Origin of the sequence: Nocardioides sp., from assembly GCF_035503875.1 — a bacterium.
In the GTDB taxonomy this organism is placed as follows: Bacteria; Actinomycetota; Actinomycetes; order Propionibacteriales; family Nocardioidaceae; genus Nocardioides.
The window spans coordinates 1-24,356 of record NZ_DATJTA010000054.1; the positions used below are offsets into that span (position 1 = coordinate 1).

At 74.0% G+C, this 24,356-nt stretch carries 20 protein-coding genes; 12 read left to right on the top strand and 8 right to left on the bottom strand.

Annotation, left to right across the window (positions count from 1 at the left end; translation table 11 throughout):
• Positions 1-48: 48 nt before the first annotated feature.
• Positions 49-1,284 (bottom strand): acyl-CoA desaturase, encoded by a 1,236-nt coding sequence (locus VMF51_RS12530; protein ID WP_325474771.1) that lies wholly within the window; start codon positions 1,282-1,284, stop codon positions 49-51.
• 20 nt (positions 1,285-1,304) lie between these two features.
• Positions 1,305-2,414 carry a ferredoxin reductase gene (locus tag VMF51_RS12535; RefSeq protein WP_325474772.1) on the bottom strand — a complete coding sequence of 370 codons (1,110 nt, stop codon included), beginning with the start codon at positions 2,412-2,414 and terminating at the stop codon, positions 1,305-1,307.
• Positions 2,415-2,508: 94 nt separating this feature from the next.
• Between VMF51_RS12535 and VMF51_RS12540 the strand changes: the two genes are divergently transcribed.
• Positions 2,509-3,696, top strand: a complete 1,188-nt coding sequence (locus VMF51_RS12540) for a helix-turn-helix domain-containing protein (protein ID WP_325474773.1) — start codon at positions 2,509-2,511, stop codon at positions 3,694-3,696.
• A 69-nt stretch (positions 3,697-3,765) separates the two neighbouring features.
• The gene (locus VMF51_RS12545) at positions 3,766-4,407 is read left to right on the top strand and encodes a fasciclin domain-containing protein (RefSeq protein WP_325474774.1); all 642 of its coding nucleotides are present in this window, start codon (positions 3,766-3,768) and stop codon (positions 4,405-4,407) included.
• A gap of 98 nt (positions 4,408-4,505) precedes the next feature.
• Here VMF51_RS12545 and VMF51_RS12550 read toward each other — a convergent pair whose 3' ends face one another.
• Genes VMF51_RS12550 through VMF51_RS12560 form a run of 3 tightly spaced genes read right to left on the bottom strand, consistent with a single transcriptional unit; the run spans position 4,506 to position 8,117 of the window.
• Positions 4,506-5,468, bottom strand: a complete 963-nt coding sequence (locus tag VMF51_RS12550; RefSeq protein ID WP_325474775.1) for a cation diffusion facilitator family transporter — start codon at positions 5,466-5,468, stop codon at positions 4,506-4,508.
• A gap of 22 nt (positions 5,469-5,490) precedes the next feature.
• Entirely contained in the window at positions 5,491-7,365 is a 1,875-nt protein-coding gene (locus VMF51_RS12555; protein ID WP_325474776.1) for an ABC transporter permease, read from the bottom strand.
• The gene (locus tag VMF51_RS12560; protein ID WP_325474777.1) at positions 7,365-8,117 is read right to left on the bottom strand and encodes an ABC transporter ATP-binding protein; all 753 of its coding nucleotides are present in this window, start codon (positions 8,115-8,117) and stop codon (positions 7,365-7,367) included. Before VMF51_RS12560 ends, VMF51_RS12555 begins: the two co-directional genes overlap by 1 nt.
• A 107-nt stretch (positions 8,118-8,224) precedes the next feature.
• On the opposite strand from VMF51_RS12560, the gene VMF51_RS12565 reads away from it, so the two are divergent.
• The 3 genes from VMF51_RS12565 to VMF51_RS12575 are packed head-to-tail and all read left to right on the top strand — an operon-like array spanning position 8,225 to position 11,003.
• Positions 8,225-9,478 carry a sensor histidine kinase gene (locus tag VMF51_RS12565; RefSeq protein WP_325474778.1) on the top strand — a complete coding sequence of 418 codons (1,254 nt, stop codon included), beginning with the start codon at positions 8,225-8,227 and terminating at the stop codon, positions 9,476-9,478.
• A complete protein-coding gene (locus VMF51_RS12570; RefSeq protein ID WP_325475044.1) occupies positions 9,475-10,119 on the top strand; it encodes a response regulator transcription factor in 645 nt (214 codons plus the stop codon). Before VMF51_RS12565 ends, VMF51_RS12570 begins: the two co-directional genes overlap by 4 nt.
• 20 nt (positions 10,120-10,139) lie before the next feature.
• Positions 10,140-11,003 carry an SGNH/GDSL hydrolase family protein gene (locus tag VMF51_RS12575; RefSeq protein ID WP_325474779.1) on the top strand — a complete coding sequence of 288 codons (864 nt, stop codon included), beginning with the start codon at positions 10,140-10,142 and terminating at the stop codon, positions 11,001-11,003.
• A 52-nt stretch (positions 11,004-11,055) separates the two neighbouring features.
• On the opposite strand, the gene VMF51_RS12580 is transcribed toward VMF51_RS12575, so the two are convergent.
• Both VMF51_RS12580 and VMF51_RS12585 read right to left on the bottom strand, forming a co-directional pair.
• Complete coding sequence (locus VMF51_RS12580; protein ID WP_325474780.1) at positions 11,056-12,567, bottom strand: amidohydrolase; 1,512 nt, start codon at positions 12,565-12,567, stop codon at positions 11,056-11,058.
• Positions 12,568-12,686: 119 nt separating this feature from the next.
• Positions 12,687-16,388, bottom strand: a complete 3,702-nt coding sequence (locus VMF51_RS12585) for a glycosyl hydrolase (RefSeq protein WP_325474781.1) — start codon at positions 16,386-16,388, stop codon at positions 12,687-12,689.
• A gap of 149 nt (positions 16,389-16,537) precedes the next feature.
• Between VMF51_RS12585 and VMF51_RS12590 the strand changes: the two genes are divergently transcribed.
• Together VMF51_RS12590 and VMF51_RS12595 are read left to right on the top strand one after the other, a co-directional pair.
• Complete coding sequence (locus VMF51_RS12590; RefSeq protein WP_325474782.1) at positions 16,538-17,113, top strand: TetR/AcrR family transcriptional regulator; 576 nt, start codon at positions 16,538-16,540, stop codon at positions 17,111-17,113.
• 11 nt (positions 17,114-17,124) lie between these two features.
• Positions 17,125-17,763, top strand: a complete 639-nt coding sequence (locus VMF51_RS12595; RefSeq protein ID WP_325474783.1) for a hypothetical protein — start codon at positions 17,125-17,127, stop codon at positions 17,761-17,763.
• A 137-nt stretch (positions 17,764-17,900) separates the two neighbouring features.
• On the opposite strand, the gene VMF51_RS12600 is transcribed toward VMF51_RS12595, so the two are convergent.
• The gene (locus VMF51_RS12600; RefSeq protein WP_325475045.1) at positions 17,901-19,355 is read right to left on the bottom strand and encodes a serine/threonine-protein kinase; all 1,455 of its coding nucleotides are present in this window, start codon (positions 19,353-19,355) and stop codon (positions 17,901-17,903) included.
• Between the two features lie 127 nt (positions 19,356-19,482).
• Here VMF51_RS12600 and VMF51_RS12605 point away from each other — a divergent pair, with 127 nt between their 5' ends.
• The 5 genes from VMF51_RS12605 (at position 19,483) to VMF51_RS12625 (ending at position 24,353) form a co-directional block, all read left to right on the top strand.
• A complete protein-coding gene (locus tag VMF51_RS12605) occupies positions 19,483-20,394 on the top strand; it encodes an ABC transporter ATP-binding protein (protein WP_325474784.1) in 912 nt (303 codons plus the stop codon).
• Positions 20,391-21,203 carry an ABC transporter permease gene (locus VMF51_RS12610; RefSeq protein WP_325474785.1) on the top strand — a complete coding sequence of 271 codons (813 nt, stop codon included), beginning with the start codon at positions 20,391-20,393 and terminating at the stop codon, positions 21,201-21,203. Before VMF51_RS12605 ends, VMF51_RS12610 begins: the two co-directional genes overlap by 4 nt.
• Before the next feature lie 24 nt (positions 21,204-21,227).
• Positions 21,228-21,794: an RNA polymerase sigma factor gene (locus tag VMF51_RS12615; RefSeq protein WP_325474786.1), complete on the top strand. Its 567-nt coding sequence runs from the start codon at positions 21,228-21,230 to the stop codon at positions 21,792-21,794.
• Positions 21,791-23,230, top strand: coding sequence for a M1 family metallopeptidase (locus VMF51_RS12620; RefSeq protein ID WP_325474787.1), 1,440 nt, complete (start codon positions 21,791-21,793; stop codon positions 23,228-23,230). Before VMF51_RS12615 ends, VMF51_RS12620 begins: the two co-directional genes overlap by 4 nt.
• Before the next feature lie 145 nt (positions 23,231-23,375).
• Positions 23,376-24,353, top strand: a complete 978-nt coding sequence (locus VMF51_RS12625; RefSeq protein ID WP_325474788.1) for an NAD-dependent epimerase/dehydratase family protein — start codon at positions 23,376-23,378, stop codon at positions 24,351-24,353.
• Positions 24,354-24,356 lie beyond the last annotated feature (3 nt).

Here is a 24,356-nt window from a genome sequence, read left to right on the forward strand (position 1 = left end):
GCGGGAAGGCCCCCCTGTTGTGACGGACTACCCCGGCCGGCACAGCCCTCAGGCGGCCTTGGTCAGCTTCCGCGCCTGCTGCTGCAGCCGGGCCTGGGCGGCGCGGCGGACCTTGGGACCCTTGGTCGTCATCGCCCACAGCAGCTTGGTCTGCGCGGGGAGGTTCTTGGCGTTGGTCGTGGCCAGCCAGCCGTTGGGCAGGGAGAGCCGGACGACCTTGTGCCAGGCCGAGTAGACCTGCTGCGGCAGCGGGGCCGAGTGGTAGTTCAGGTCGTACTTCTCGAACAGCGCCTGCACCCTCGGCGCGACCTCGGCGTACCGGTTGGACGGCAGGTCCGGGAACAGGTGGTGCTCGATCTGGTGGCTGAGGTTGCCGGTCATCAGGTGCATGGCCTTGGAGCCGGAGATGTTGGCCGAGCCGAGCATCTGGCGGACGTACCACTCGCCCCGGGTCTCCTTGTCCGGGATCGCCTTCTTCTCGAAGGTCTCGACGCCCTCGGGGAAGTGGCCGCACATGATCACCGAGTGCGACCACACGTTGCGCACCAGGTTGGCGGTGAAGTTCGCGGCCAGGGTCGGGAGCGCGGCGCCGAACGGCAGCGCGAGCGCCGGATGCACGAGGTAGTCCTTGGTGGCCTGCTTGCGGATCTTGCGCAGGGTGTTCTTCGCGTTGCGCTTGAACTCCGCGCTGCGCTTCTCCTTCGGCACCCGGAGGTTCTTGCCGAGCTCGAGGTCGTACGCCGCGATGCCGTACTCGAAGAAGCAGGCGTTGATGAAGTTCCACAGCGGCTGCGCGAGGTAGAGCGGCACCCAGCGCTGGTCCTCGTCGACGCGCATGATGCCGTAGCCGAGGTCGTTGTCCTTGCCGACGATGTTCGTGTACGTGTGGTGGATCTCGTTGTGGCTGTGCTTCCAGCCCTCCGCCGTCGACGCGTTGTCCCACTCCCAGGTGGTCGAGTGGATCTTCGGGTCGCGCATCCAGTCCCACTGGCCGTGCATGACGTTGTGTCCGATCTCCATGTTCTCGAGGATCTTGGCCACCGACAGACCGACGGTGCCGAGCACCCACGCCGGCGGGAACGCCGAGCCGAGGAGCACGGCGCGGGAGCCGAGCTCGAGGTTGCGCTGCACCTTCACGATCTTGCGGATGTACGCCGCGTCGCTCTCGCCGCGGGCGTCCAGGATCTCTTGCCGGATCGCGTCGAGCTCGATGCCGATCTGCTCGATGTCCTCGGGGGTGAGGTGCGCGGTCGGGTTGACGGGCTGCTTCGTGATGACGGTCATGGCTGTCTCGCTTCCGTGAGTCAGTGGTCGATCGTGCACGCGCCGGCAGCAGCGCTGATGCAGGTCTGGATCGGGACGCCCTGAGGGCCGGTCTCGCCGGGGACGGCGGTGGTGATGGCGCCGTTGCGCAGGTCGCGTACGGCGCCGGAGCGCATCGGGAGGACGCAGCCCATGCAGATGCCCATCCGGCACCCGCTGGGCATGAGTACGCCGGCGTCCTCGGCGGCGTCGAGGATCGGGGTCGCTCCGTCGGCGTCGAGCGTGACGCCGTTGGTGAAGGTGACGGTGCCGCCCTCGCCGGGCTCGACCAGCCGCGGCCGGAACCGCTCCGTGGTCAGCGCCAGCCCCCGCTCGGCGTGGTGCGCCTCGAGGGCGTCGAGCAGGCCGGCCGGCCCGCAGGCGTAGGTCAGCCGCTCGTCGAGGTCGGGAACGAAGTCGGCCAGGTCGCTCACGTCCAGCAGGCCGTGCTGGTCGTCATACCGCTCGACCAGGGTGATCCGGCCGGCCGCGCCCAGCGAGCGGAGCTCCTCGCGGAAGATCGAGGCGGACTCGCTGGGGTTCACGTGGACGAGGGTGATGTCGGTGGCCGGCGGCGTCGACCGCGAGAACAGGTTGCGCAGCATCCCGATCACCGGCGTGATGCCGGAGCCGGCGGTGACCAGCAGCAGCTTGGGCGGCAGCGGCTGGGGCAGCACGAACTCGCCCTCGGCCTGCGCGAGCTGGATCATCTCGCCGACCTGCGCGCGGTGCACCAGGTAGTTCGAGACGACACCGTCGGGGATCGCCTTGACGGTGACGCTGATGCAGCGGTCGCGGCGCGGGCCGTGGGTCAGGGAGTACGTGCGCCACAGGCGCACCCCGTCGACGTCGACCCCGACCCGGACGTACTGACCCGGCTCGTGCCCGGCCCAGTCGCGGCCCGGCTTGATCACCAGGGTCGCGGAGTGCGCGGTCTCCGGGACGATCCCGACGATCCGACCGCGCAGCTCGGTGCCGCGGCGCAGCGGGTGGAAGTGGTCGAGGACGTCGTCGAGCACCAGCGGGGTGACCGCGGCGTCGGCGACGCGGCGCAGCATTCCGCGCAGCGAGGGTCTCTCGGCAGCGGGACGAGGCATGGCGGAGGCCGTCATGCTCCTACTGTCCCGTCTCACCCCGAGTAAAGTCCTGTCCAGGCGACGTGAACCCGTCCCACTTTATTGTTCACTGAGAACAAAGGAGTACGCCGTGGCCGGACCGCCCACCCGTCGTACCGCCGGGCACGGCCTGCGGCTGCCCGCCCGCGCGGTGACCGAGATGCGCGCCGAGCTGCCGGAGGTGGCCGAGCACGCGGTGACCGCGATCATCGAGGAGGTGCCGAGCTACACCGACGCCTTCAGCGGCCCGATGGGCGAGCGGATCCGCACCGCCGTGCAGCTCGCGCTGGCCGGATTCCTGTCGCTGGCCAGCGGGCGTCGCGGCGCCGACCTGCGCACCCCGGCGGCACCGGCGGTCGAGGGCGCCTACCAGCTCGGACGCGGCGAGGCGCGCAGCGGGCGCTCGACCGACGCCATCCTGGCGGCCTACCGGATCGGGGCGCGGGTCTGCTGGCGGGAGATGTCGACGACGGCGGTCGAGGCGGGCATCGACGGCGAGACGCTGGCGGCGTTCGCGGAGCTGGTCTTCGCCTACATCGACGAGCTGTCGGCGGCGAGCGTCGCGGGCCACGACGACGAGTCCGCGATGACCGGCCGGGTACGCCGGGAGCTGCTCGACCGGCTGGCCCAGCGGCTGCTGGACGGGTCGCCGGCCGAGGCCGTGCTCGAGGCCGCCGAGCGGGCGGACTGGGCGCTGCCCACCACGCTGACCGCCGTACTGGCGCCGGCCGCGCAGGTACGCCCCGTGCTGGGCGCCGTCAGCCCGGACACGCTGCGCGCCGCGGACCTGCCGGGCGACGAGGACGTGCTGCTGCTGGTCCCCGACGCGCACGGCCGCCGTCGCCCCGCGCTGCTCCGAGCGCTGCGCGACCGGGGCGCGGTGGCGGGTCCGGCCCGGCCGTGGGGCCAGGTGCGGGCGTCGTACGACCGGGCGCGCCGCGCGCGTCAGCTCGGCCTCGGCGTCGACACCGAGACGCACCTGCCGGAACTGGTCCTCACCGCCGACCCCGACGCGCTCGCCGACCTCCGGGCCCGCGCCCTGGCTCCGCTCGCCGACCTGCGGCCGGCAGCGGCCGAGAAACTCACCGAGACGCTGCGCGCCTGGCTCCTCCACCTCGGTCGCCGCGACGACGTCGCCGCCGCGCTGTTCGTGCACCCGCAGACCGTGCGCTACCGGATGGGGCAGCTCCGCGAGCTGTACGGCGACCGCCTCGACGACCCGGAGGCCGTGCTGGCGCTGACGCTGGCGCTGGGGGCGCCGGAGAACAGGGCCGAGTAGCACCCATCCGTTCGCGGCACCGGCTCCGAACCCCCTCAGCCAGGCACACACAACGGAGGGATGAGTTCGATGAAGCACGTCATCACCGGTATCGCCGTCGCCGCGACCACCGCGCTCGCGCTCGGCGCCGTCACGCCCGCCCCCGCGGCGAACGCCGACAGCGCCGACCGCCGCGCGGGCACCAAGAGCCTCGCCCGGGTGCTCGCCGCCGACGGCAACCGCTTCGACAGGAACTGGCAGGACTTCGACATCCTCGAGCGCGGGGTCCTGACCGTCCTGAAGGCCAAGCCGGACAGCCCCGTCGCCCTGCTCACCCAGGGCCGCAAGCGCGCGACGGCGTTCCTGCCGACGGACGCGGCGTTCCGCGCGCTGGTCAAGGACATCTCCGGCACCGCCCCGCGCACCGAGCGCGCGACGTTCCGGGCGCTCGCGTCGGTCGCGGACGTCGACACGCTCGAGAGCGTGCTGCTCTACCACGTGGTCGCCGGGAAGACGCTGACCGCGAAGAAGGTCGTCAAGGCCGACGGCAAGCGGATCCGCACGGCCAACGGCGCGAAGATCGGCATCCGGGTGAAGGGCAAGCGGGTCGTCATCACCGACCTCGACCGCAACGACCGCAACGCCCGGGTGGTCGTCACCGACATCAACAAGGGCAACCGCCAGGTCGGGCACGCCATCAACCGCGTGCTGCGCCCGATCGACCTCCCCTGACCCCTCCCGGGCAGACATGACTGCCGACCCGGCGCGAGTTCGCGCCGGGTCGGCACCACATTCACGCCGGGTCGGCGGGGTGGGGGGTCAGGTGGGGGTCAGGTGCGGGTTCGGGGGAGGAGGGCGGGCTCGTCGGGTGGGGCGAGGGTGAGGACGGCGTCCTCGATCATCGGGTCGCGCTCGACGTCCGCCTCGACCTTGCGGAACCGGAGCGCGAGGTGCGGCTCGGTGTCGTCGCCGACCAGGTCGACGGCCGCGACGACGAAGAGCTTCTGCGGGCCGACGTACTCGACGTGCAGGTAGGTGATCCGGTCGATCTCGGGGTGCTCCAGCAGCCGGGTGAGTACGCCGTCGCGCAGCGCCGGGGAGAGCCCCTCCCCCAGCAGGTAGTCCATGTTGCGCCGCATCAGGAAGATCGCGACGACGGCCAGCAGCAGCCCGACGGCGATCGAGCCGAGCGCGTCGAAGATGGGGTCGCCGGTGAGCTGGTGCAGGGCGATCCCGCCGCCTGCGAGCAGGATGCCGATGAGGGCCGCGGAGTCCTCGAAGAAGACGGCGCGCAGGGTGGGGTTCGACGTACGGCTGACGTAGCGCAGCGGGGGCATCCCCCAGCGGCGGGCCGCGCCGCCGACCTGCCGCGAGGCCTGGAGGAACGAGGAGCCCTCCAGCACGAAGGCGACGCCGAGCACCACGTAGTTGACCAGGTAGCTCTCGGCGCCGGCCTCCTCGTCCATCAGCTCGGTGACGCCGTGCCAGATCGACACGACCGCCCCGGCCGAGAACAGGCCGAACGCCGCCACCAGGGACCAGATGTACGTCGAGCGCCCGTAGCCGCGCGGGTGCTCCTCGTCCCGCGGGCGCCGCCCGGTCCGCTCGGCCACCAGCAGGAAGACCTCGTTGCCGGTGTCCGCCCACGAGTGCGCGGCCTCCGCGACCATCGCGGCGGAACCGGTCAGCACCGCCGCGACCGACTTGGCCACGGCCAGCAGGCCGTTCGCCGTCAGCGCCACCAGCACGGTCAGCAGCGACTCCTGCTGGGTCTGCTCCTCCGGGGTGCTCACCCCAGCAGTGGTACCCGATCCGTCAGGCGGCCCGCCGCAGCGCCCGGACCGACTGGACCGAGCCCGCCAGCGCGGCGAGCAGGGCCAGCCCGCCGCACGTCACCGCGATGGCCAGCAGCGGCAGCCACGGCAGGGTGAACGTCACGTCGCCGACGTCGCGCGCGATCGAGACCCGCACCACCGAGCCCACGAACGCGACCACCGCCCCGCCGACCAGGAGCGCGGCGGCGCCCACGACCCCCGCCTCCCACAGCGCCGCCCGGCGCAGCTGCCGGACCGTCGCGCCCAGCAGCGAGGCCGCGCGGAGCTGGGCGCGCCGCTGGGAGCCGGCGATCAGCACCGAGTTCACGATCGCGATGCCGGCGTACAGCCCCGACGGGCCGAGCAGCACCCACAGCCCGACGGTGTTGCCCGCCCGGGTCTGCTCGTCGGTGCGCTCGATCCAGGCCGGCGCGGAGAGCACCTCGGCGTCGGTGCCCGCGAGCGCCGCGGCCACGTCGACGTCGCCGGGGACCACGAACACCGTCTCCACGGTGCCGGCCCCGGGACCGACCAGGGCGCGCGGGAGCAGCACCTCGCCGTACAGGTCCGGCGCATCGCGTACGACGGCCCCCACCCGCGGTCGCAGCACCCGCTCGCCGATCTGCACGCGGATCCGGTCGCCGATCCTGCGGCCCTGGTCCGTCGCGTAGGTCTCGCTGATCGCGAGGTGCCCGCGGTCGAGCCGCGCCAGGCTGCCGCGTACGGCGACCAGCCCGCGGGCCTGCTCCGCCGACCCGACGTCGACGACGTCCACGCTCTCGCGGGAGGCGTCCGCGCCGAGGAGCACGGGGAGCGTCGTCCGCTCGTCGGCCACGTCGACGCCGGCGGCGCGCAGGCGGTCGACCGCCGCGGGATCCCCGCCCGTCTCGACCACGACCGGCGCGTGCAGCTGCTCGCGGTTGAGGGCGGTGGTCCAGTCGGCGGTGAAGCTGAGCGTGACGATCAGCGACCCGGCGATCGCCGAGATCGCCAGGATGGGGGCGGCCAGCGCCGCCGGCGCCCGGGACGCGGTCCGCACGTGGTCGCGGGCGAGCCGGGCCGAGACGTCGCGGCGCGCGAACGGTGCGGCGAGCAGGCCGCCGAGCCAGGGGAAGAGCACCCGGCCGAAGCAGACCAGCCCGATGACGACCACCTCGGGCAGCAGCACCGCGGCGACCAGCGCGAAGAGCGGGCTGACCCGCCCCGCGAGCGGCAGCACCGCGAGGGAACCCAGCAGGAAGGTGGTCCCGACCAGGATCTGCACCACGCTCGGACGGCGGCGTTCGAGCGAAGCCTCCCGCAGGGCCGCGGACGGGGCGACGCGGGCGGCCCGCTTGGAGGCCCGCCAGCTGCCGGCCAGGGCGACCGCCGCGCCGCACGGTACGGCGATCGACCAGGCCAGCCACGGCGCGGGAAGCTCCAGGTCGAGCGTGGTGACGCCGCGCGCCCGGAGCAGCGCGAGGAACGCCGGAGCGAGCAGGGTCGAGAGCAGCGCCCCGGCCGCGGACGCGAGCAGGGCGACGACGGCAGACTCGCCGAGAACCATCCGCCGGACCTGCCGCGGCGTCGCTCCGACGAGCCGGAGCAGGCCGAGCTCGCGCTGCCGGGTGGCGACCACGAACCCGAAGGTGCTGGCCACCACGAAGAGCGCCATGAACAGCGCGACCGCCGACATGATGCCGATCAGCGCGGACAGGTCCTCCAATTCGATCCGCTCGGCCGCGGTCACGCCGGGCGCACTCAGGGTCTCCTCGACGGCGCCGGCGATCGTCACCGCCATCCCGATCAGCACGACCCCGCAGGCGAGGGCGACGAAGGCGCCGACGTACGCCGGCCAGGACCGGCGGACCGTCCGCCGGCTGATCGCGAGCATCATCACCGCTCCAGCTCGCTCATCGCGGCGGCGATCCGGGTCGCGTCGGCGCGGTCGAGCCGGCCGACGACCCGGCCGTCGGCGAGGAACAGCGTGCTGTGGGCGTACGACGCCGCCAGCGGGTCGTGCGTCACCATCACCACCGTCTGCCCGTGCTCGTCGCTGGCCGAGCGGAGGAGCTCCAGCACCTGGCGTCCCGAGGCCCGGTCGAGCGCGCCGGTGGGCTCGTCGGCGAACAGCACCTCCGGCCGCGCGTGCAACGCCCGGGCGATCGCGATCCGCTGCTGCTGGCCGCCCGAGAGCTCGGGCGGCCGACGCCCAGCCTTCTCCTCCAGCCCGACCTGGCGCAGCGCGGACAGGACCGCCGCGCGGTCGACCCGGCCGCCGGCGAGCCGCACCGGCAGGGCGACGTTCTCGTACGCCGTCAGCGCGTCGAGCAGGTTGTAGGCCTGGAACACGAACGCCATCGAGGTACGGCGCAGCCGGGTCAGCTCGGTCTCGTCCAGGCGCCCGAGGGGGCGGCCCGCGAGCAGCACCTCGCCCCGGGTCGGCCGGTCGAGCCCGGCCGCGATCTGCAGCAGCGTGGACTTGCCGGAGCCGGACGGACCCATCACGGCGGTGAAGCTGCCGCGGGCGAAGGCGTGCGTGACCCCGGCGAGGGCGGGCACGTCGCCGGCGCGGGAGCGGTAGGTGCGGGTGACGCCGTCGAGCGCGACGGCGACGTCGGTGGCGATGGCGGCCTGGGTGCTGGTCATGGGTCCATCCCACGCGGATCGAGCCCCCGGGTCGCTGGCCCGCACGCGACATCGGAGGTAGCGCGTGCGCTACCCCGCGGGCGGCTCACGGCCCCTAGGGTCGAGGCGTGAGCAGCCTCCCCGACGCCTGGACCGCGGTGCGGTCGGGGCCGTGGCGACTGCTCGGCTCCCGCTGGCCGTGGGGTGCGCTGGGCTACCTCGCCTCGTCGGTGCCGGTCGGCCTGGTCGCGCTGGTCGTGCTCTCGACGACGGTGCTGCTCGGCGTGCTGACCGCGGTGCTCGTCGTGGGCCTCCTGGTGCTCGCCTCGGTGCCGATGCTCGCCGGACTGGTCGCCGCGGTGGAGCGGCACCGGCTGCGCCTGGTGCAGGGCCGGTCGGTCACCGGCCCGAGCCTGCGCGAGCGGCTGCGCGCCGGCCGCCGGCTGCCGGTGTCCTGGGCCGAGATCGGGTACGCCGCCCTGCTGGCGCTCGTGCTGTGGCCGATCGACCTGCTGGTGCTGCTGTTCGGTGCGGCCGTGCCGGTGCTGCTGCTCCTCGCCCCGTGGCTGGCAAGCGTCGACACGTTCGAGGTCCTCGGCTGGCGGGTGGACCCCGGCGCCGAGGCCTGGGTGGCGGCGCTGGCCGTCGGGCTGCCGGCGACCGTGCTGGCGGCGTACCTGCTGACCGTGCTGGCCGTCGCCCAGGCCGCCCTGGCCCGGCTGCTGCTGGACCCGCGGGAGGCCGAGCTGACCCGCGCGGTGGCCGACCTCCGGCGCTCGCGGGTCGACCTCGTCGACGCGTTCGAGACCGAGCGCCGGCGGATCGAGCGCGACCTGCACGACGGCGTGCAGCAGCGGCTGGTGGCGCTGACGATGACGCTGGGCCGGGCCGAGCTCGACGTGCCGGACGGGCCGGGGCTGGGCGCCGTACGGCAGGCGCACCGGCAGGCCGAGCAGGCGCTGGAGGACCTGCGCGGCACGGTGCGCGGCATCCACCCGCGGGTGCTGGTCGACCACGGGCTGGCCGCCGCCGTGCACGAGGTGGCCGACCGCTCGCCCGTCCCGGTGAGCGTCGACGTCCGTCTCGACGGGAGGCTGCCGGGGCCGGTGGAGGCGGCGGCGTACTTCGTGGTGAGCGAGGCGCTGACCAATGTCGCCCGGCACTCGGGCGCCCGTCAGGCGCAGGTGCACGCCTGGCGGCGCTCGGGCTCGCTGGTGCTCAGCGTCGTGGACGACGGGGTCGGCGGGGCTGTCGTGGACGGCGCCGGCAGCGGCCTCCGAGGGCTGGCCCTGCGGCTCGAGGCGCTCGGCGGCGACCTGCAGGTGACCAGCCCGCCCGGCGGGCCGACCCAGGTGCGGATGGAGTGCCCGTGCGACGGCTGAGGATCGTGCTCGCCGAGGACGCCGCCCTGCTGCGCGAGGGGCTGGTCGGCATCCTCGAGCGGGCCGGGCACGAGGTGGTCGCGGCCGTGGGCGACGCCGACGCGCTGCTGGCCTTCACCGCCCGCGAGCGCCCGGACGCGGTCGTCACCGACATCCGGATGCCCCCGACCCACACCGACGAGGGGCTGCGGGCCGCCGCGCGGATCCGCGCCGAGCAGCCCGAGGTCGCGGTGATGGTGCTCTCGGCGTACGTCGCGGAGGCGTACGTGCCCGAGCTCCTGGACAGCGCGCCCGGCGGCGGCGTCGGCTACCTGCTGAAGGACCGGGTCGGTCACGTCCGGGAGTTCCTCGACAGCCTGGACCGGGTGGCCGCGGGCGAGACCGTCGTCGACCCGCAGGTCGTGCGCCAGCTGCTCGGCCGCCGCCGCGACGACGGTCCGCTCGCGACCCTGACCGAGCGTGAGCGGGAGGTGCTCGGCCTGATGGCCGAGGGCCGTACCAACGGCTCGATCGCCGGCGTCCTGGTGGTCAGCGAGGCGGCGGTCCGCAAGCACGTCGGGAGCATCTTCGCCAAGCTCCGGCTCGACCCCGCCTCCGACCGCCGGGTCTCCGCGGTGCTGGCCTACCTCCGCGGTTCCTGAGCGGTCCGTAGGTTGGGCGCATGCTGCGTCGACCGGCCCTGGCCGCCCTCTCGCTGGCCTTCGCCCTCACCCTGGCCGGCTGCGGCGGCGACCCCGAGCCCTCCGCCGACGTACCCGACCCCGTCCGGGTCCCGCCGTCGAGCGCGGCGCCGGAGCGGTCGTACGTCGCCCTCGGCGACTCCTACACCGCCGCCCCGCTGATCAGCTCCGACCCGGTCACCGACGGATGCCTGCGCTCGTCGGTGAACTATCCCGCGCTGGTCGCGGAGGAGCTGGGCTACGCCCTGACCGACGTCAGCTGCAGCGGCGCGACGACGGCGAACCTGCGCACCCCGCAGGCCACGACCACCGGCGACGTGCCGCCGCAGCTCGACGCCCTCGAGGAGGACACCGCGCTCGTCACCATCGGGCTGGGCGGGAACGACGACTCGGTGTTCGCGCGGCTGATCGGGTGCGCGACGGACCAGACCTCGTGCCGCGACCGGGCCGGCCTCGAGGCGGCGGTCGACGGCCTCGGCGACCACCTCACCGACGCCATCGCCGCGGTCCGCGAGCGGGCGCCCCAGGCGGAGGTCGTGGTGGTCGGCTACCCGCAGATCATCGACGCCGACGCGAGCTGCGCCGACCGGTTCCCGCTCCCCGACGCCGTACGCCCCTTCCTCGCCGGGCTGAACGAGCGCCTCCACACCGTCCAGCAGCGCGCGGCCCGCGCCGCGGAGGCGTCGTACGTCGACCTGTACGACGCCAGCGCCGACCACGGCGTCTGCGCGGACGAGCCATGGGTCAACGGCCTCGAGACGAAGCCCGGCGTGGGCCTGGCCGTCCACCCGCTCGCCGCCGGTCAGGCCGCGGCGGCCGAGCTGGTGCTGGCTGCGGTGGGGTAGTCCGTCACATGAGGGGGGTCCGCCGGCAGAATTCTCCCCCTGGTGTGACGGACTATCCCGCCAGCGCGTCGTACACGACCCGGCCGGCGACGACCGTCAACGACACCGACATCCCGCGCAGTACGGCGGCCGCCTCCGCCGCCGAGTCGGCAGGACCTGCCGGGTCGGCGTCGAGCAGGACGAGGTCGCCGCGGGAGCCGACGCCGACCGTGGGCTGACCGTCGACGGAGGCGGCGAGTGCCTCGCGCGGGGTCAGCGCCTGCTCCCCGTGCCACGCCTCGCGCTCGTCGGCGCTGCGGTGCACGGCGGCGGCCATCGCGAGCCACGGGTCGAGCGGCGAGACCGGCGCGTCGGAACCCAGCGCCAGGTCGACCCCGTCATCGAGCATCCAGCGGAAGGCGAAGCACCGCGCGGCCCGGTCCGGCCACACCTTCTCGGTCAGGTCCCGGTCGTCGAGCAGGTGGGCGGGCTGCACGCTGGCCCGGATGCCCAGCTCCGCCATCCGTCGTACGTCGTCCCGCCCGACCAGCTGTGCGTGCTCGATCGACCCGCGCGCCCCGGTCTCGGCGTACGCCGCCAGCGCATCGGCCACCGCCGCGTCGCCGATCGCGTGGGTGGCGACCTCCAGGCCGGCGCCGTGGGCGCGGGCCAGCAGCCGGCGCAGCTCGTCGGGCGGCTGGTTGGGCTGGCCGGCGGGGTACTCCAGCCGGTGCGCGTCGGCGTACGGCTCGCAGCACCAGGCGGTGCGGGTGTTGAGCGAGCCGTCGCTGATGATCTTCAGCGGCCCCATGGTGAGCCGGTCATCACCGAGCAGCGGGTCGCCGGTCCGCAGCCCGGCCGCGATGACGTCCTCGAGGGTGTCGGCGTACGTCGCCCACCGGACCCGGAGCGTGTCGCAGCCCCGCGACCACCGCTCCAGCCAGTCGGCGCGACTGGCCCCGAACTCGAAGTCGGTGAAGCCCACGATCCCCAGCGACGCCGCGTGGGCGAGGGTGCGCCGGTAGGCCTCCGGCGAGGTGCCGTCGTTGCCGACCAGCGTGGCCAGGCGGGGGTACGCCGCGAACCACTCCGTCTCGCGGACGACGGAGTCGCGCACCGGCATCGCCAGGTGCATCAGCGCGGTCGTGTTGAGCCAGGCGTGGTGACCGTCGCCGCTGATCAGCACCACCGCGGTGTCGCCGGAGACCGCGTCGAGCTCGGAGACGGTGACGTCGCGCTCCCAGCTGCCGGCGCGGTGACCCCAGCCGATCACGGGAAGACCGGGGTGCTCGGCGATCCGCTCCGCGACCCGCGCGACGACCGCCTCGGGAGAGCGCTCGGGAGCCAGGTCGAGGCGCTGCGAGGCCAGCGTCCACTGCGCCATGTGCACGTGCTGGTCCCACAACCCCGGCACCAGCCACCGCCCGCCGGCCTCGACGACCTCGGTCCCGGCCGGCCGCTCAAGCCGCGGGCCGACCGCCGTGACGGTGCCGTGCTCGACCAGGACGTCGAGGGGCGCGTCGGACACCCGGTCGCCCGCCGCGACCGGCACCAGGCGCGCGTCGCGCAGCAGGAGGCTCGTCATGGGCGAGACGCTAGGCGGAGACCGGGCTCGTGCCGAAACCGGCGCCCCTCGGCGACGAGCGAGGGCGGCACGACCCTCTCGGGTCGCACCGCCCTCACCTCAGCCGGTCCGGGTCGACGTCACCGCCGAGGCCGGACCACCTTCACCACCACGCGCTTCGACGCGGACGGCTTCAGCGCGGTCGTGCCCAGGAACTCGGCCCGGATGCGGTGCCGACCGACGCGCAGCGCGGGCAGCTTCACCCGCGCGCGGCCCCGGGTCACGCTGACCGTGCGGACGGCCTTGCCGTCCACCCGGATGCGGACCTTGCCGGTCGCCCGCGACGAGACCCGCACCACTGCCACCGCCCGCTTGCCCGCGGCGAGCCGCTTCGGCGTGACCTTCAGCGTGGTCGTGGTCGCCTGCTTCGGCTGGACCGGCGGGACCGGGGGCGTGGTGGACACCGGGATCGCCGTGTCGCGGTACGTCGACAGCACCACCGGCCCGCGCAGGCCCGCCTCCTGCCAGGCCGGCATCTGGTAGTTGCTGTCCCCGGACTTCCGCACGGCGTTGAACATCGTGGTCGCCACCCGGACGACGATCGTGTTCGCGCCGGGACGCAGGCTCTTCCCGAGGTCGATGCGGTCCCGGGCGCCCTGGTTGACCGGCACCGCGGTGCCGTTGACCGTCACCGACGCGGAGTCGAGCACCGCGCCGAGGGACAGGTAGGCGCCGTCCGTGGCCGGCTTCCAGGTCCCCGGCAGGTCGAGGGTCGTGGTGTAGGTGCCGATGCCCGAGGACTGGCTGAGGTCGACCGGCGCGGTGACCTCCCGCCACGAGGGCAGCGTGCCGTCCTCGCGGGCGGTCAGGCTCACCGCGGGCTGGTCGGTCTTGACCGTCGTCCACTGCTGGTCGCCCGGCGTCCAGGTCTGCGCCTCGAGCGACCAGGCGTCCAGCGCCCGACCCGCGGCCAGTCCGCTCACCGCGGTGGTGCGGGACGCGCCGTTGCTGAGCCGGGTGACGTACTGCCCGTCCGCACCGGCCCGCAGGGTGAGCGCCTGACCGTCGGCGCGGACGTCACCGGTGCTGCTGACGGCGTGCACCGAGGGCGCGGGTGCCGGGGCGGCCGCCGTACCCGCGAGGGCGACGACGACCTTGTCGTACGGCGCGATCTCGACCGGGACGGTGACCGTCCCGGCGCCGGTGGTGTACTCGCCGATCGGGGTGATCTCGCCCGTCCAGGTGTCGAGCAGGTACGGCTTCCCCGACCCCGCGAGGGTCAGGTCCTGCGCGAAGGTCTCGCCCGACCGGTTGTGGACGAAGTCGTAGCTGACCCCGTCGGCCTCGCGGCGGACCAGGCCGAGGGCCGCGGTCGGCTCCTCGGGCGTGACGGTCGGCCGGATGCCGGCCGCTTCCAGGGCCGCCGGCAGGTCGGCCTCGTCGGCGACGTGCGCCACGCTCGGCTCGGCCAGCAGCTGCTCGACGACCCCGGCGAGCGCGGCGCCCCCCGGCTTCGCGCCGGTGGTCGCGGTCGGCAGTCCACCCACGACGAAGATCCGCAGGCCCTCGCGGGCGAGGTCGCGCAGGCGCTCGGCGGTGGCGACCGACAGCGTCCTCTGGTCGTTCAGCAGCAGCGCGGCGTGGTCGGACCGGTCGCCGAACAGTCCGCCGTCCTCCTCGACCTCCAGGTCGGGGTCGGTGAGGAAGCTCGGGGCGACGTACTCGTAGGTGTAGCCGGCCTTCGAGGTCGCCGAGCCGGTGCCGAGCAGGTGCTGGACGGGCTGCTGGGTGCCGGCGCTGGCGCCGGCGAGGCCCAGGTCCTCGTAGTAGACGCCGAGGTCGACCGTCGCCCGGCCCTGGCGCAGGACCAGCTGGTCGCGGGCCAGGGAGTCGTTGACCGGGGCGTAGTCGGGCCAGCTGGCCTGCCGCGGACCGAACTCGTCGTTGACGCTGATCGCGCCGAAGATGTCCCACGGGTGGTAGCCGGGCCACGAGCCGTCGCGGCCGCTGGTCCCGACGCCGACCGGGGCGTCGCGGTAGGCGTAGCCGTGCCAGACGAGCTGGTTCACGCCACCGGCGTACGACGTGTAGATGCTGTCGAGCAGGCCCTGGGAGTACTTCCCCCCGGTCTGGGTGCCGTCGCCGCCCTGGCCGAACTGGCCGCCGACGTACGGACCGGCGAGGCTGGAGCGGTAGCCGCCCTGGAAGACCGCGCAGCACTCGACCGACACGATGTTGCGGCCGGAGAGGTGCGCGCCGGAGGAGACGTTGCGGAAGTTCTGCTCGGCGCCGAGCGGGTCCCAGAAGTTGAGCGACTCGCCCTCGGGGATGCCGGTCACCGCGGACGCGGCACTGGTGGAGATGGGGACCCCGTACGCCTGGGCGCGGTAGTTCAGCCCGTGGCCCTCGGCCCACTCCTGCATCGGCGCGACGTAGCGCTCGACGTACAGGTCGCTCAGCGTCTGGCGGTAGTCCTCGCGCACCTGGGCGCCGACGCCGGCGAGCTCGAACGCCGGCGTGCCGCTGCCCTGGATCCCGGCGCCGGCGAGGGCCGGCAGCAGGGTGGTCGGGTCGTACCCGCGACGCTTCTCGAACTGCTGCAGGAAGCCCCAGGTCCACTTCTGGGTCTCACCGAGCTCGAGGGAGTCCTCGAAGACGGCGCCGCTGCCGATCTTCTTGAGGTTGGCGCGGACCTTCGGGGTCAGGATGTGCTCGTCCCAGAAGTTGGTCTGGATCTGCACCCCGCCCCGGCTCCAGTGGTCGGGCACGTAGTTGGGCTGGGTCGCGGTGTAGCCGTTGCGCTGCGCGACCAGGCCGGAGGCCGTCTGGGTGAGGTCGATGACCACCCACGGGTGGCCGTTGCCGGTCGGGAACGTCTGCTCCAGCCGGCCGCCGCTCACCTGGTCGGTGACGTCCGTGACCGACGACGGGACGAGCGGCACCGGGGCCGGGGTGGTCGCGTCGCACGCGGCCGCGCACTGCGCGACGAGGGTCTTGATCCGCGTGCTGCGGGCCACGGTGACGACGGACTCCGCGACGGCGTGCGCGCCGCGCACCGGTGAGACCGACAGGTCGCCGCAGGTCGCGGTTCGGTCGCCGAGGGCACTGACCACGACCTTCTCCGCGGTGCCGCCGGTGCCGACGGTGACGGTGTCGCCGGGCGCGTAGCCGCCGAGGCTGGCGACCTTCAGCACCTCGTCACCCGCGGCCGCGGGAGCGCAGAGCTGGGTGGTGACGTTCGGCGGGGCCACGGTGGGCGCCGGCAGCGCGCCCGTGCGCGTGGACCCGGGGGCGTTGAACTCCCGGCCGAAGATCAGCTTCTGCTCGGCCTCGCGCTGGTTGAAGCTGTTGAGGGTCGGCACGGTGGGCGGGTACTGCGGCCCGAGGTTCTGGTCGACGACCAGGCCGAGCTCGGCCGCCTCGGTCGTGATGACCTCCATCTTGTGCGCCCAGGCGGGCGTCCCCCAGCCGTACTGCTCGAGGAAGGCGTTGGTCTGGTTGCCCGCGCCCGGCACGATGAACGGCGCGATCTCGACGCCACCCGCGCCCGACGCGGCCATGTCCCGCAGCTCCTGACGGAGCACGTCGTCGTCGGTGTAGGCGAGCGGCATCCAGTAGCGGTACATCGGCCGGACGCTCTGCGGCGGGTCCGCGAAGGTGGCCGCGGTCAGCAGCGGCGAGGCAGGGTCGGCCGCGGCGGCCACCGGTGCGGCCGCCGCGTCCTCGGCGGTCGTCACGGGGATCGCCACCGCGGCCGAGGCCGCGAGGGCGAGAGCGGTCGCGGCGACCGCCGGGAGGCGGCCGAGCCGCCGTCGACGCCGTGGATCAAGAGTTCGTGTCATCGGTCCCCCGCATGAATGAAAGGTTTCAAGTGTGTGGCGACCGTCACCGTAGGTCCGCGCTCGACCCGTCGTCAATAGAACACTCTCGGTATCTTGTGCGGTCTGGACCGAGTGCTCGCCGATCGGGCACGGTGCGGGAGGATGGCGGCGTGGAACAGGTCCGGACCCGACGCCGCGGCGCCGTCCTGGAGCAGGCGATCCTCGACGCCGCCTGGGCCGAGCTCCGCGAGGGCGGCTGGTCGGGCTTCTCCATCACCCGCGTCGCCGACCGCTGCGGTACGGCGAAGAACGTGGTCTACCGCCGCTGGGACAACCGGGTCGAGCTGGCCCAGGCCGTGCTCGTGCGCGCCCTGCGCGCCGGGGACGCCCTCGTCGAGAGCTCCGGCGACCTGCGGGCCGACCTGCTGCAGTTCCTCCGCGGCCTGGAGGCCTTCTACTCCGGCCCGTTCGGCGAGGTCGTCCGCGGCGTGCTGCTGGAGCGGCAGGAACGCACCAGCTCGCTCGCCGGACCCGAGGTGCCGCGCCCGATCGCCGCCCTCGTCGACGCGGCGGTCGCCCGTGGCGAGCTCGCCGGGTCACCGTCGGCGTTCGTCCAGAACATCGGCCACGCCCTGATGACCTCCGAGCTGATCCACACGGCGGAGCCGCTGCGCGGGGACGCGGTCGAGGTGCTCGTCGACCAGGTGTGGCTGCCCGCGCTCCGGCAGGAGAGCACCACCCACTAGGTTGGTCCGCCATGACGGCACGCACCCTCGGCATCGCGCTGGTGCTCGCCGTCGCCGGAGCCGCCGGAGGGTACGCCGTCGGAGCGGTCAACGCCGACGAGCCGCGGACCATCTCCATGGCGATGCCGGTCCCCGCCGCGTCGCCGTCGTACCCCGTGAACGAGTACGACGTGCAGCCCGACCCGGACGACCCCGCGCTGGAGCCGGGGCTGCCGCTGGTGGCGGCGAGGTTCCGTGCCTCCGCCGGCTACGCGCTGCGCGCCTCCGTCCCGGAGGGCTGGGCGAAGGGCGGCGACGGCTCCATGCGCACCTTCGCGATCCCCGGGGCGAACTCGAACACCTACCGGCTGCGGATCGGCATCTTCACCGACCGGCAGTCCGTCGGCGTCAAGCGAAGCGCCCGGATCGGCGCCCTGGAGAGCGCCGAGGACGACGACGAGATGCAGAACGTCGTCGTCGAGGACGAGGCCGACGACGGCTTCGTCGCGACGTACCTGCAGAACGGCTACCGCCGCGTGACGATGGAGCGCTTCGTCGACCTCGGCCGCACCTCGGCGTACGCCACCGTCGCGGTCGTGGGCCGCGAGACCGACCGGGCCGGCATGGCGGACCTGCTGGAGCGGGTCAGCGCGTCGTTGCGGGTGCCGTAGGTCGGGGTACGGCGGGGGCGGGTCGCCTCAGGTTCATCACGGGATGCAGACGAGTTGTCGCTTCCCACGGCGTACCCACCGTGGGAGGTGCCAGTCCGGCTGCATACCGTGATGAGCCTGCGACGCCCGAGCAGCCCTCACATCCCGTACACCGCCACCGAGTCGAGCACCCGGTTCGCGGTGGCCCGGTCGCGGCTGCGGACCTGGATCCAGACCAGCCGGTCGGCGGTCACCTGGACGGCGCGCTCGACGGTCAGGCCGCCGGGGCAGTCCTCGTAGCGGACGGTGCGCATCTCGTCGCCGTCGTGGACGTCGTCGCTGCGCGGCCCGGCGACGGCGCACTCGGGATGCTGCGGCAGCTGCTCCGGGAGCTCGGTGCCGCCGAGCACCCCCACGAAGACCCCCTCGCCCGTGCCCTCGGGGTCGTGCCAGTCGCGGTCGGTGCCGACCGAGAGGGCGGACTCCTCGCCGTCGCCGGTGGGCGGCGTCCACGACCCGGTCGCGACGGCGCGGTGCCACGACGCCGGCACCGTCACCTCGAACGTGCCGTCGTCGTCGGAGACCGTGACGTCGGGGTCCGGGCGCGACTGCTCCCAGGCGAACCCCCCGAGTGCGCCCGCGACCAGCGCGCCGACCCCGAGCAGGACGGCCGGCCAGCGGCGCGCGGCCGGTGACCTGGGGTCCTGCTCCGCTGGCTGCGCCGCCTCGGGGTACGCCGCGGGGCCACCGCCCGGCTGGGTCAGCTCGGGGTCGATCGGCAGCCACGGGGCCGGCGGACCGGCCGCGGTGCCGTCGAGCGCGGCGGCCAGCGCGTCGACGTACGCCTCGACGTCGGGCCAGCGCTCCTCGCGGTCGGCGGCCAGCGCCCGGCGCAGGACGGCGTCGACCGCGTCGTCGTACGGACGCTCCGGCGTCGACAACGGCGGCGGGGGCACCGGGCGGGCGGCCGCGGCCAGCGAGGCGTGGGAGTACGGCGCGCGCCCGGCGAGCAGCAGGTAGCTCAGCGCGCCGAGGGAGTACTGGTCCGCGCGGGCGTCGAGCGGCTCGCCCTGCGCCTGCTCGGGGGCGACGAAGGACGGGGTGCCGGCGACCGCGGTCAGCCGCGACGACACGTCGAGCGCCTTGCCGAGCCCGAGGTCGGCGACCATCGCCCGCACCGACCCCTCGTCGCTGCGGAACAGCACGTTGGCGGGCTTCACGTCGCGGTGCAGGATGTCGCGGCGGTGCAGCGCGGTCAGTCCGGCTCCGACCTGGCGGACCACCTCCAGCGCCTGCCCGGCGGTCAGCCCGTCGATCTCCAGCCCGTCGGCGAGGGTGCCCTGGTCGGCGTACGACATCACGAGGTAGGGGCGGCCGTCGTCGAGCTCGCCGGCGTCGAAGACCTGGACGACGTGCGGGGACTCGACCCGCCGTAGGTAGCGCCCCTCCTCGAGGAACCGCCGCCGCGCCTGGTGGTCGTCGGTCCAGTTGTCGGCGAGCACCTTCACCGCGACGGGGGCGTCGAGCTGCTCGTCGTAGGCCAGCCACACGGTCGCGAACGCACCGGAGCCGATCCGGCGCCGGACGGCGTACCGACCGAGGCGGCTGGGCATGGGCACGCAGTCATTATGTGGTCTGGACCCCGAGTCCGACCCTGAGACGGCTCAGGGGTGCGACCGGGGTCGGCTCAGCGTTGCGCCCCGATGTGGGGAGGGTGCCCCCGGCACCAGGCTCGTCCCCATGATCACGGTCGACTCACTGAGCAAGAGGTACGGCGCCTTCAACGCCGTCGACGACGTCTCCTTCACGGCGCGGCCCGGCCGCGTCACCGGATTCCTCGGCCCCAACGGCGCCGGGAAGTCCACGACCATGCGGATCATGGTGGGCCTCACGCCCCCGGACGCCGGCAGTGCGACGGTCGCCGGCCGACGCTTCGCCGACCTGCCGAACCCGGGCCTGGAGGTCGGGGTGCTCCTCGACGCCTCCGCCCAGCACGCGGGCCGGACCGGCCGGGAGATCCTCACCATCGCCCAGCGCACCATGGGCCTGCCCAAGAGCCGGGTCGACGAGATGCTCGACACGGTCAGCCTCACCCCCCAGGAGGCCGGCCGCCGGGTGCGCAACTACTCCCTCGGCATGCGGCAGCGGCTCGGCATCGCGACCGCGCTGCTCGGCGAGCCCGACGTACTCATCCTCGACGAGCCCGCCAACGGGCTCGACCCCGCCGGCATCCGCTGGATGCGCGACCTGCTGCGGGGGTACGCCGACCGCGGCGGCACGGTCCTGCTCTCGTCGCACCTGCTGCACGAGATCGAGGTGATCGCCGACGACCTCGTGGTGATCGGCCAGGGGCGGATCGTCGCCCAGGGCACCAAGGCCGAGCTGCTCGCGGGGGCCGGCACGCTGGTCCGCACCCGCGCGATCCCCGAGCTCACCCGGGCGCTCGCCGCGTCCGGGCTCACCCCCGTCCCCAGCGGCGCCACCGGGGGCGACGACGCGCTCCGCGTCGACGCCGACACCGAGGTCGTCGGCAAGATCGCGCTCGAGGCGGGCATCGCCCTCGTCGAGCTGCGCGGAGCCGACGGCGCCGGGCTCGAGGAGATGTTCCTCGAGCTCACCGCCGACACCCAGCGAGAAGAGGTCGCAGCATGAGCACCGCCACCAGCGTCACCGTCGACGCACCCGCCGTCCGGGCGCCGCGTCGTACCCCCGCTCCGATCCCCATGTCCCGGCTGCTCGCCGTCGAGCTGCGCAAGTCGTTCGACACCCGCTCCGGGTTCTGGCTGATGTCCAGCGTCGGGATCCTCGCGCTGATCGCCACCGCCGCGACCATCGCCTTCGCCCCCGACAGCGCCCTCGACTACGAGTCCTTCGCGACCGCGATCGGCTTCCCGATGGCCGTGCTGCTGCCGATCATCGCCGCACTCTCGGTGACCGGCGAGTGGAGCCAGCGCACCGGCCTCACCAGCTTCACCCTGGTGCCGCACCGAGGCCGGGTCATCACCGCGAAGTTCATCGTCACCCTCGGCGTCGGCGTCGTCTCGATGCTGCTCGCCGCGGTCATCGGCGCCGCCGGCAACGTCGTCGGCACCGCCATCGCCGGGACCGAGACCGTCTGGAACGTCAGCGTCACCGAGCTGTCGTACATCATCCTCGCCAACGTGCTGGGCATGCTGGTCGGCTTCATGTTCGGTGTGCTGCTGCGCAACTCGGCCGCCGCGATCGTGGGCTACTTCGTCTACGGCTTCGCCCTGCCGCCGCTGACCATGCTGCTCGCGACGTCCCAGGACTGGTTCGAGGACGCCCAGCCGTGGGTCGACTTCAACTACGCCCAGGGCAACCTGTTCAACGGCTCGATGACCGGCGAGCAGTGGGGCCAGCTCGGCGTCACCGGCCTGATCTGGCTGATCATCCCGCTGTCGATCGGCCTGTGGTCGGTGCTCCGCTCCGAGGTGAAGTAACAGCCGTCGGGGAGGATGACCCCCATGACGGACACCGCGCTCGGGCCCGACGAGATCGACGACCTCGCCCGTCGGGCCCGAGCCGGTGACCGCGACGCCCTCGAGGCGCTGCTGACGGCCGTCCGGCCGCGGACGCTGAACGTCTGCCGCGGGGTGCTGCCGTTCAGCTCCGACGCGGAGGACGCCTGCCAGGAGGCGCTGCTCAACGTCGCCACCAAGATCGGCGGCTGGCACGGCGAGGGCCGGTTCACCACCTGGCTGCACGTGGTGGCGCTCAACAGTGCGCGGTCGACGTACCGCAGGCTGAAGAACCAGGCGGTCGCCGCCGACCCGCACGACCACGGGCCGCTCGAGCGGCCCGACCCCCGCACCACCAGCGTCATCGCCGGCACCCGTCTCGACCTCCTCGAGGCGATGGAGACCATCGAGCGCGACCACCCGCAGTTCGTGGAGCCGCTGCTGCTCCGCGACGTCTACGGCCTGCCGTACGACGAGATCGCCCGCCTGGTCGGCGCCCCGCTCGGCACCGTCAAGGCGCAGATCCACCATGGCCGCAAACTGGCCCGCCCGCTGCTGCGGGGCGAGGAGTGAGGCGGACCCTCGCCGCCGTCCTGGCCGCCGCGCTCCTCGCCGGCGGCTGCACCTCCGAGGACGACGAGCCGTCCGCCGACCCCACTCCGGCACCGGGAGCCTCCCCCGCGGGCGCGCCGGACCTGGACCTCGCGGTCAGCGAGCCCGTCGAGGACTCGCTCTACCCGGAGGTCGGCGACCCCGGCGTCGACGCCCTGCACTACGACCTCACCCTCGACTGGGACCCGCGGGCGTCGGTGCTCACCGGCACCGAGGTGCTCACCTTCCGGGCCACCGCGACGGCCGGGCAGTTCCAGCTCGACCTGGGCGAACCGCTCGAGGTCTCCGAGGCCCTGCTGGACGGCGAGCCGGTCGACCTCGAGCACCGCGGCAAGGACCTCGTCGTCCGGGCGCCGGTCGAGGAGGACGAGCGCTACGAGCTCACGCTGTCGTACGCCGGGACGCCCGAGCCCGCCGCGGCACCCACCACGCGCAGCGACTTCAGCACCATCGGCTGGACGATCACCGACGACGGCGAGACCTGGACGATGCAGGAGCCGTACGGCGCCTACACCTGGTACGCCGTCAACGACCAGCCGTCCGACAAGGCGCTCTACGACTTCACCCTGACGGTGCCCGCGCCGTGGACGGGCGTCGCGAACGGCGAGCTCCGCTCGCGCACCGAGGCCGGCGGCGTGACGACCACCCGGTGGCACCTCGCCGAGCCGGCGGCGTCGTACCTCGTGACGGTGGCGACGGGCGACTTCACGATGACCGAGGACGAGTCGGCCTCCGGCGTACCCATCACCTACTGGACGCCGGCCGAGGAGCCGAAGTACCTCGAGCGGCTGCGCCGTACGCCGGAGGCCATCGCCTGGCTGGAGGAGCGGCTCGGGCCGTACCCGTTCGACACCGCCGGCGTCGTGGTCGTCGACTCGGACAGCGGCATGGAGACGCAGACGATGATCACGCTCGGCGAGACGGAGTACGCCACCTCGCCCGAGGTGCTCGTGCACGAGCTGGCGCACCACTGGTACGGCAACCAGGTCACCCCGAGCGAGTGGCGCGACCTGTGGATGAACGAGGGCATGGCGATGTACCTCCAGGGCGCGTGGGAGGCCGACGACGAGGGCGTGCCGGTCGACACGGTGATGGACGACTGGGCCGGGTCCGAGTCGGACTACCGCGCGGAGTCGGGACCGCCGGGCGACTACGACCCGGCCTCGTTCGGCGAGTCGAACGTGTACTACGGCCCGGCGCTGATGTGGCACGAGCTGCGCGAGGAGCTCGGCGACGACGCCTTCTGGTCGATGGTGCGCGCCTGGCCCGCCGCCCGCGACAACGACAACTCCGACCGCGACGCCTACCTCGCCTGGATCGAGGAGGAGACCGGCCGGGAGCTCACCGCCTTCTTCGACGCCTGGCTCCTCTCCCCCACCACCCCACCCCGCTCCTGAGCCACCCACCGCCGAGTCGGCAGAACTTGCCGACAGGTTGTGCGCAAGTTCTGCCGACTCGACGCGCAACTTCTGCCGACTCGGCGTTCTGTCGAGAGCAGAAGGCGGTTGCCGGGGACGGACCGGGTCGGAGAGGGTCGCGGGCATGCGGATCCTGGTGTTGGGCGGCACGGTGTTCCTCTCGCGCGCGGTCGCGGCCGAGGCGGTACGGCGGGGGCACGAGGTCGTGTGCGCGTGCCGGGGCCGGTCCGGCTCGGTGCCGGACGGCGCGCGGCACGTGGAGACCGACCGCACGCAGCCGCTGCCCGCGGAGCTGACCGGCTTCGACGCGGTCGTCGACGTGGGGCGCCATCCGTCCTGGGTGCGCGCGGCGGTCGAGCGGCTGCCCGACGCGCACTGGGTGTTCGTCTCGACGATCAACGTCTACGAGGACGAGTCCACCCCGGGCGGCACCCCCGCGACGCTGCCCCTGCGCGCGCCGGTGTGGGAGGACGTCGACCTCGCGGTCGACCCGGAGGCCTACGGTCCGATGAAGGTCGCGTGCGAGGAGATCGTGCGGACGGGGACGGCGTCCTCGACGATCGTCCGGCCCGGGCTGATCGTCGGTCCCGGCGACCCGACCGGCCGCTTCACCTACTGGCCGGAGCGCCTCGCCGAGGGCGGCGAGACGCTCGCCGGCGGCAGCCCGGAGGCCGTCGTCCAGGTGGTCGACGCCCGCGACCTCGCGGACTGGATCGTGAGCCTGGCCGAGCAGCGCACGACCGGCGACTACGACGGCGTCGGCGACCCGCTCCCCGCCGCCGAGCTGCTGTCCCGCGTGGCGGCCGGAGTCGGCGCGGAGCCCCGGCTGACCTGGGTGCCCGACGCCGCGCTCGCCGAGCTCGGCGTCGAGCCGTGGGCCGGCCCGGAGGGGCTGCCGCTCTGGCTCCCCCGCCCGGAGTACGACGGCATGCTGGCCCACGACCCGACCCCGTCGTACGCCGCGGGGCTGAGCGTGCGCGCGGTCGCGGACACCGCGCGCGACACCCTCGCCTGGCTGCGCGCGACGCCCGACGCGGTCCGCACCGGGATCACCCGGGAGCGGGAGGCCACCGTCCTCGCGGAGTGGCGGCGGAACCGCTGAGCA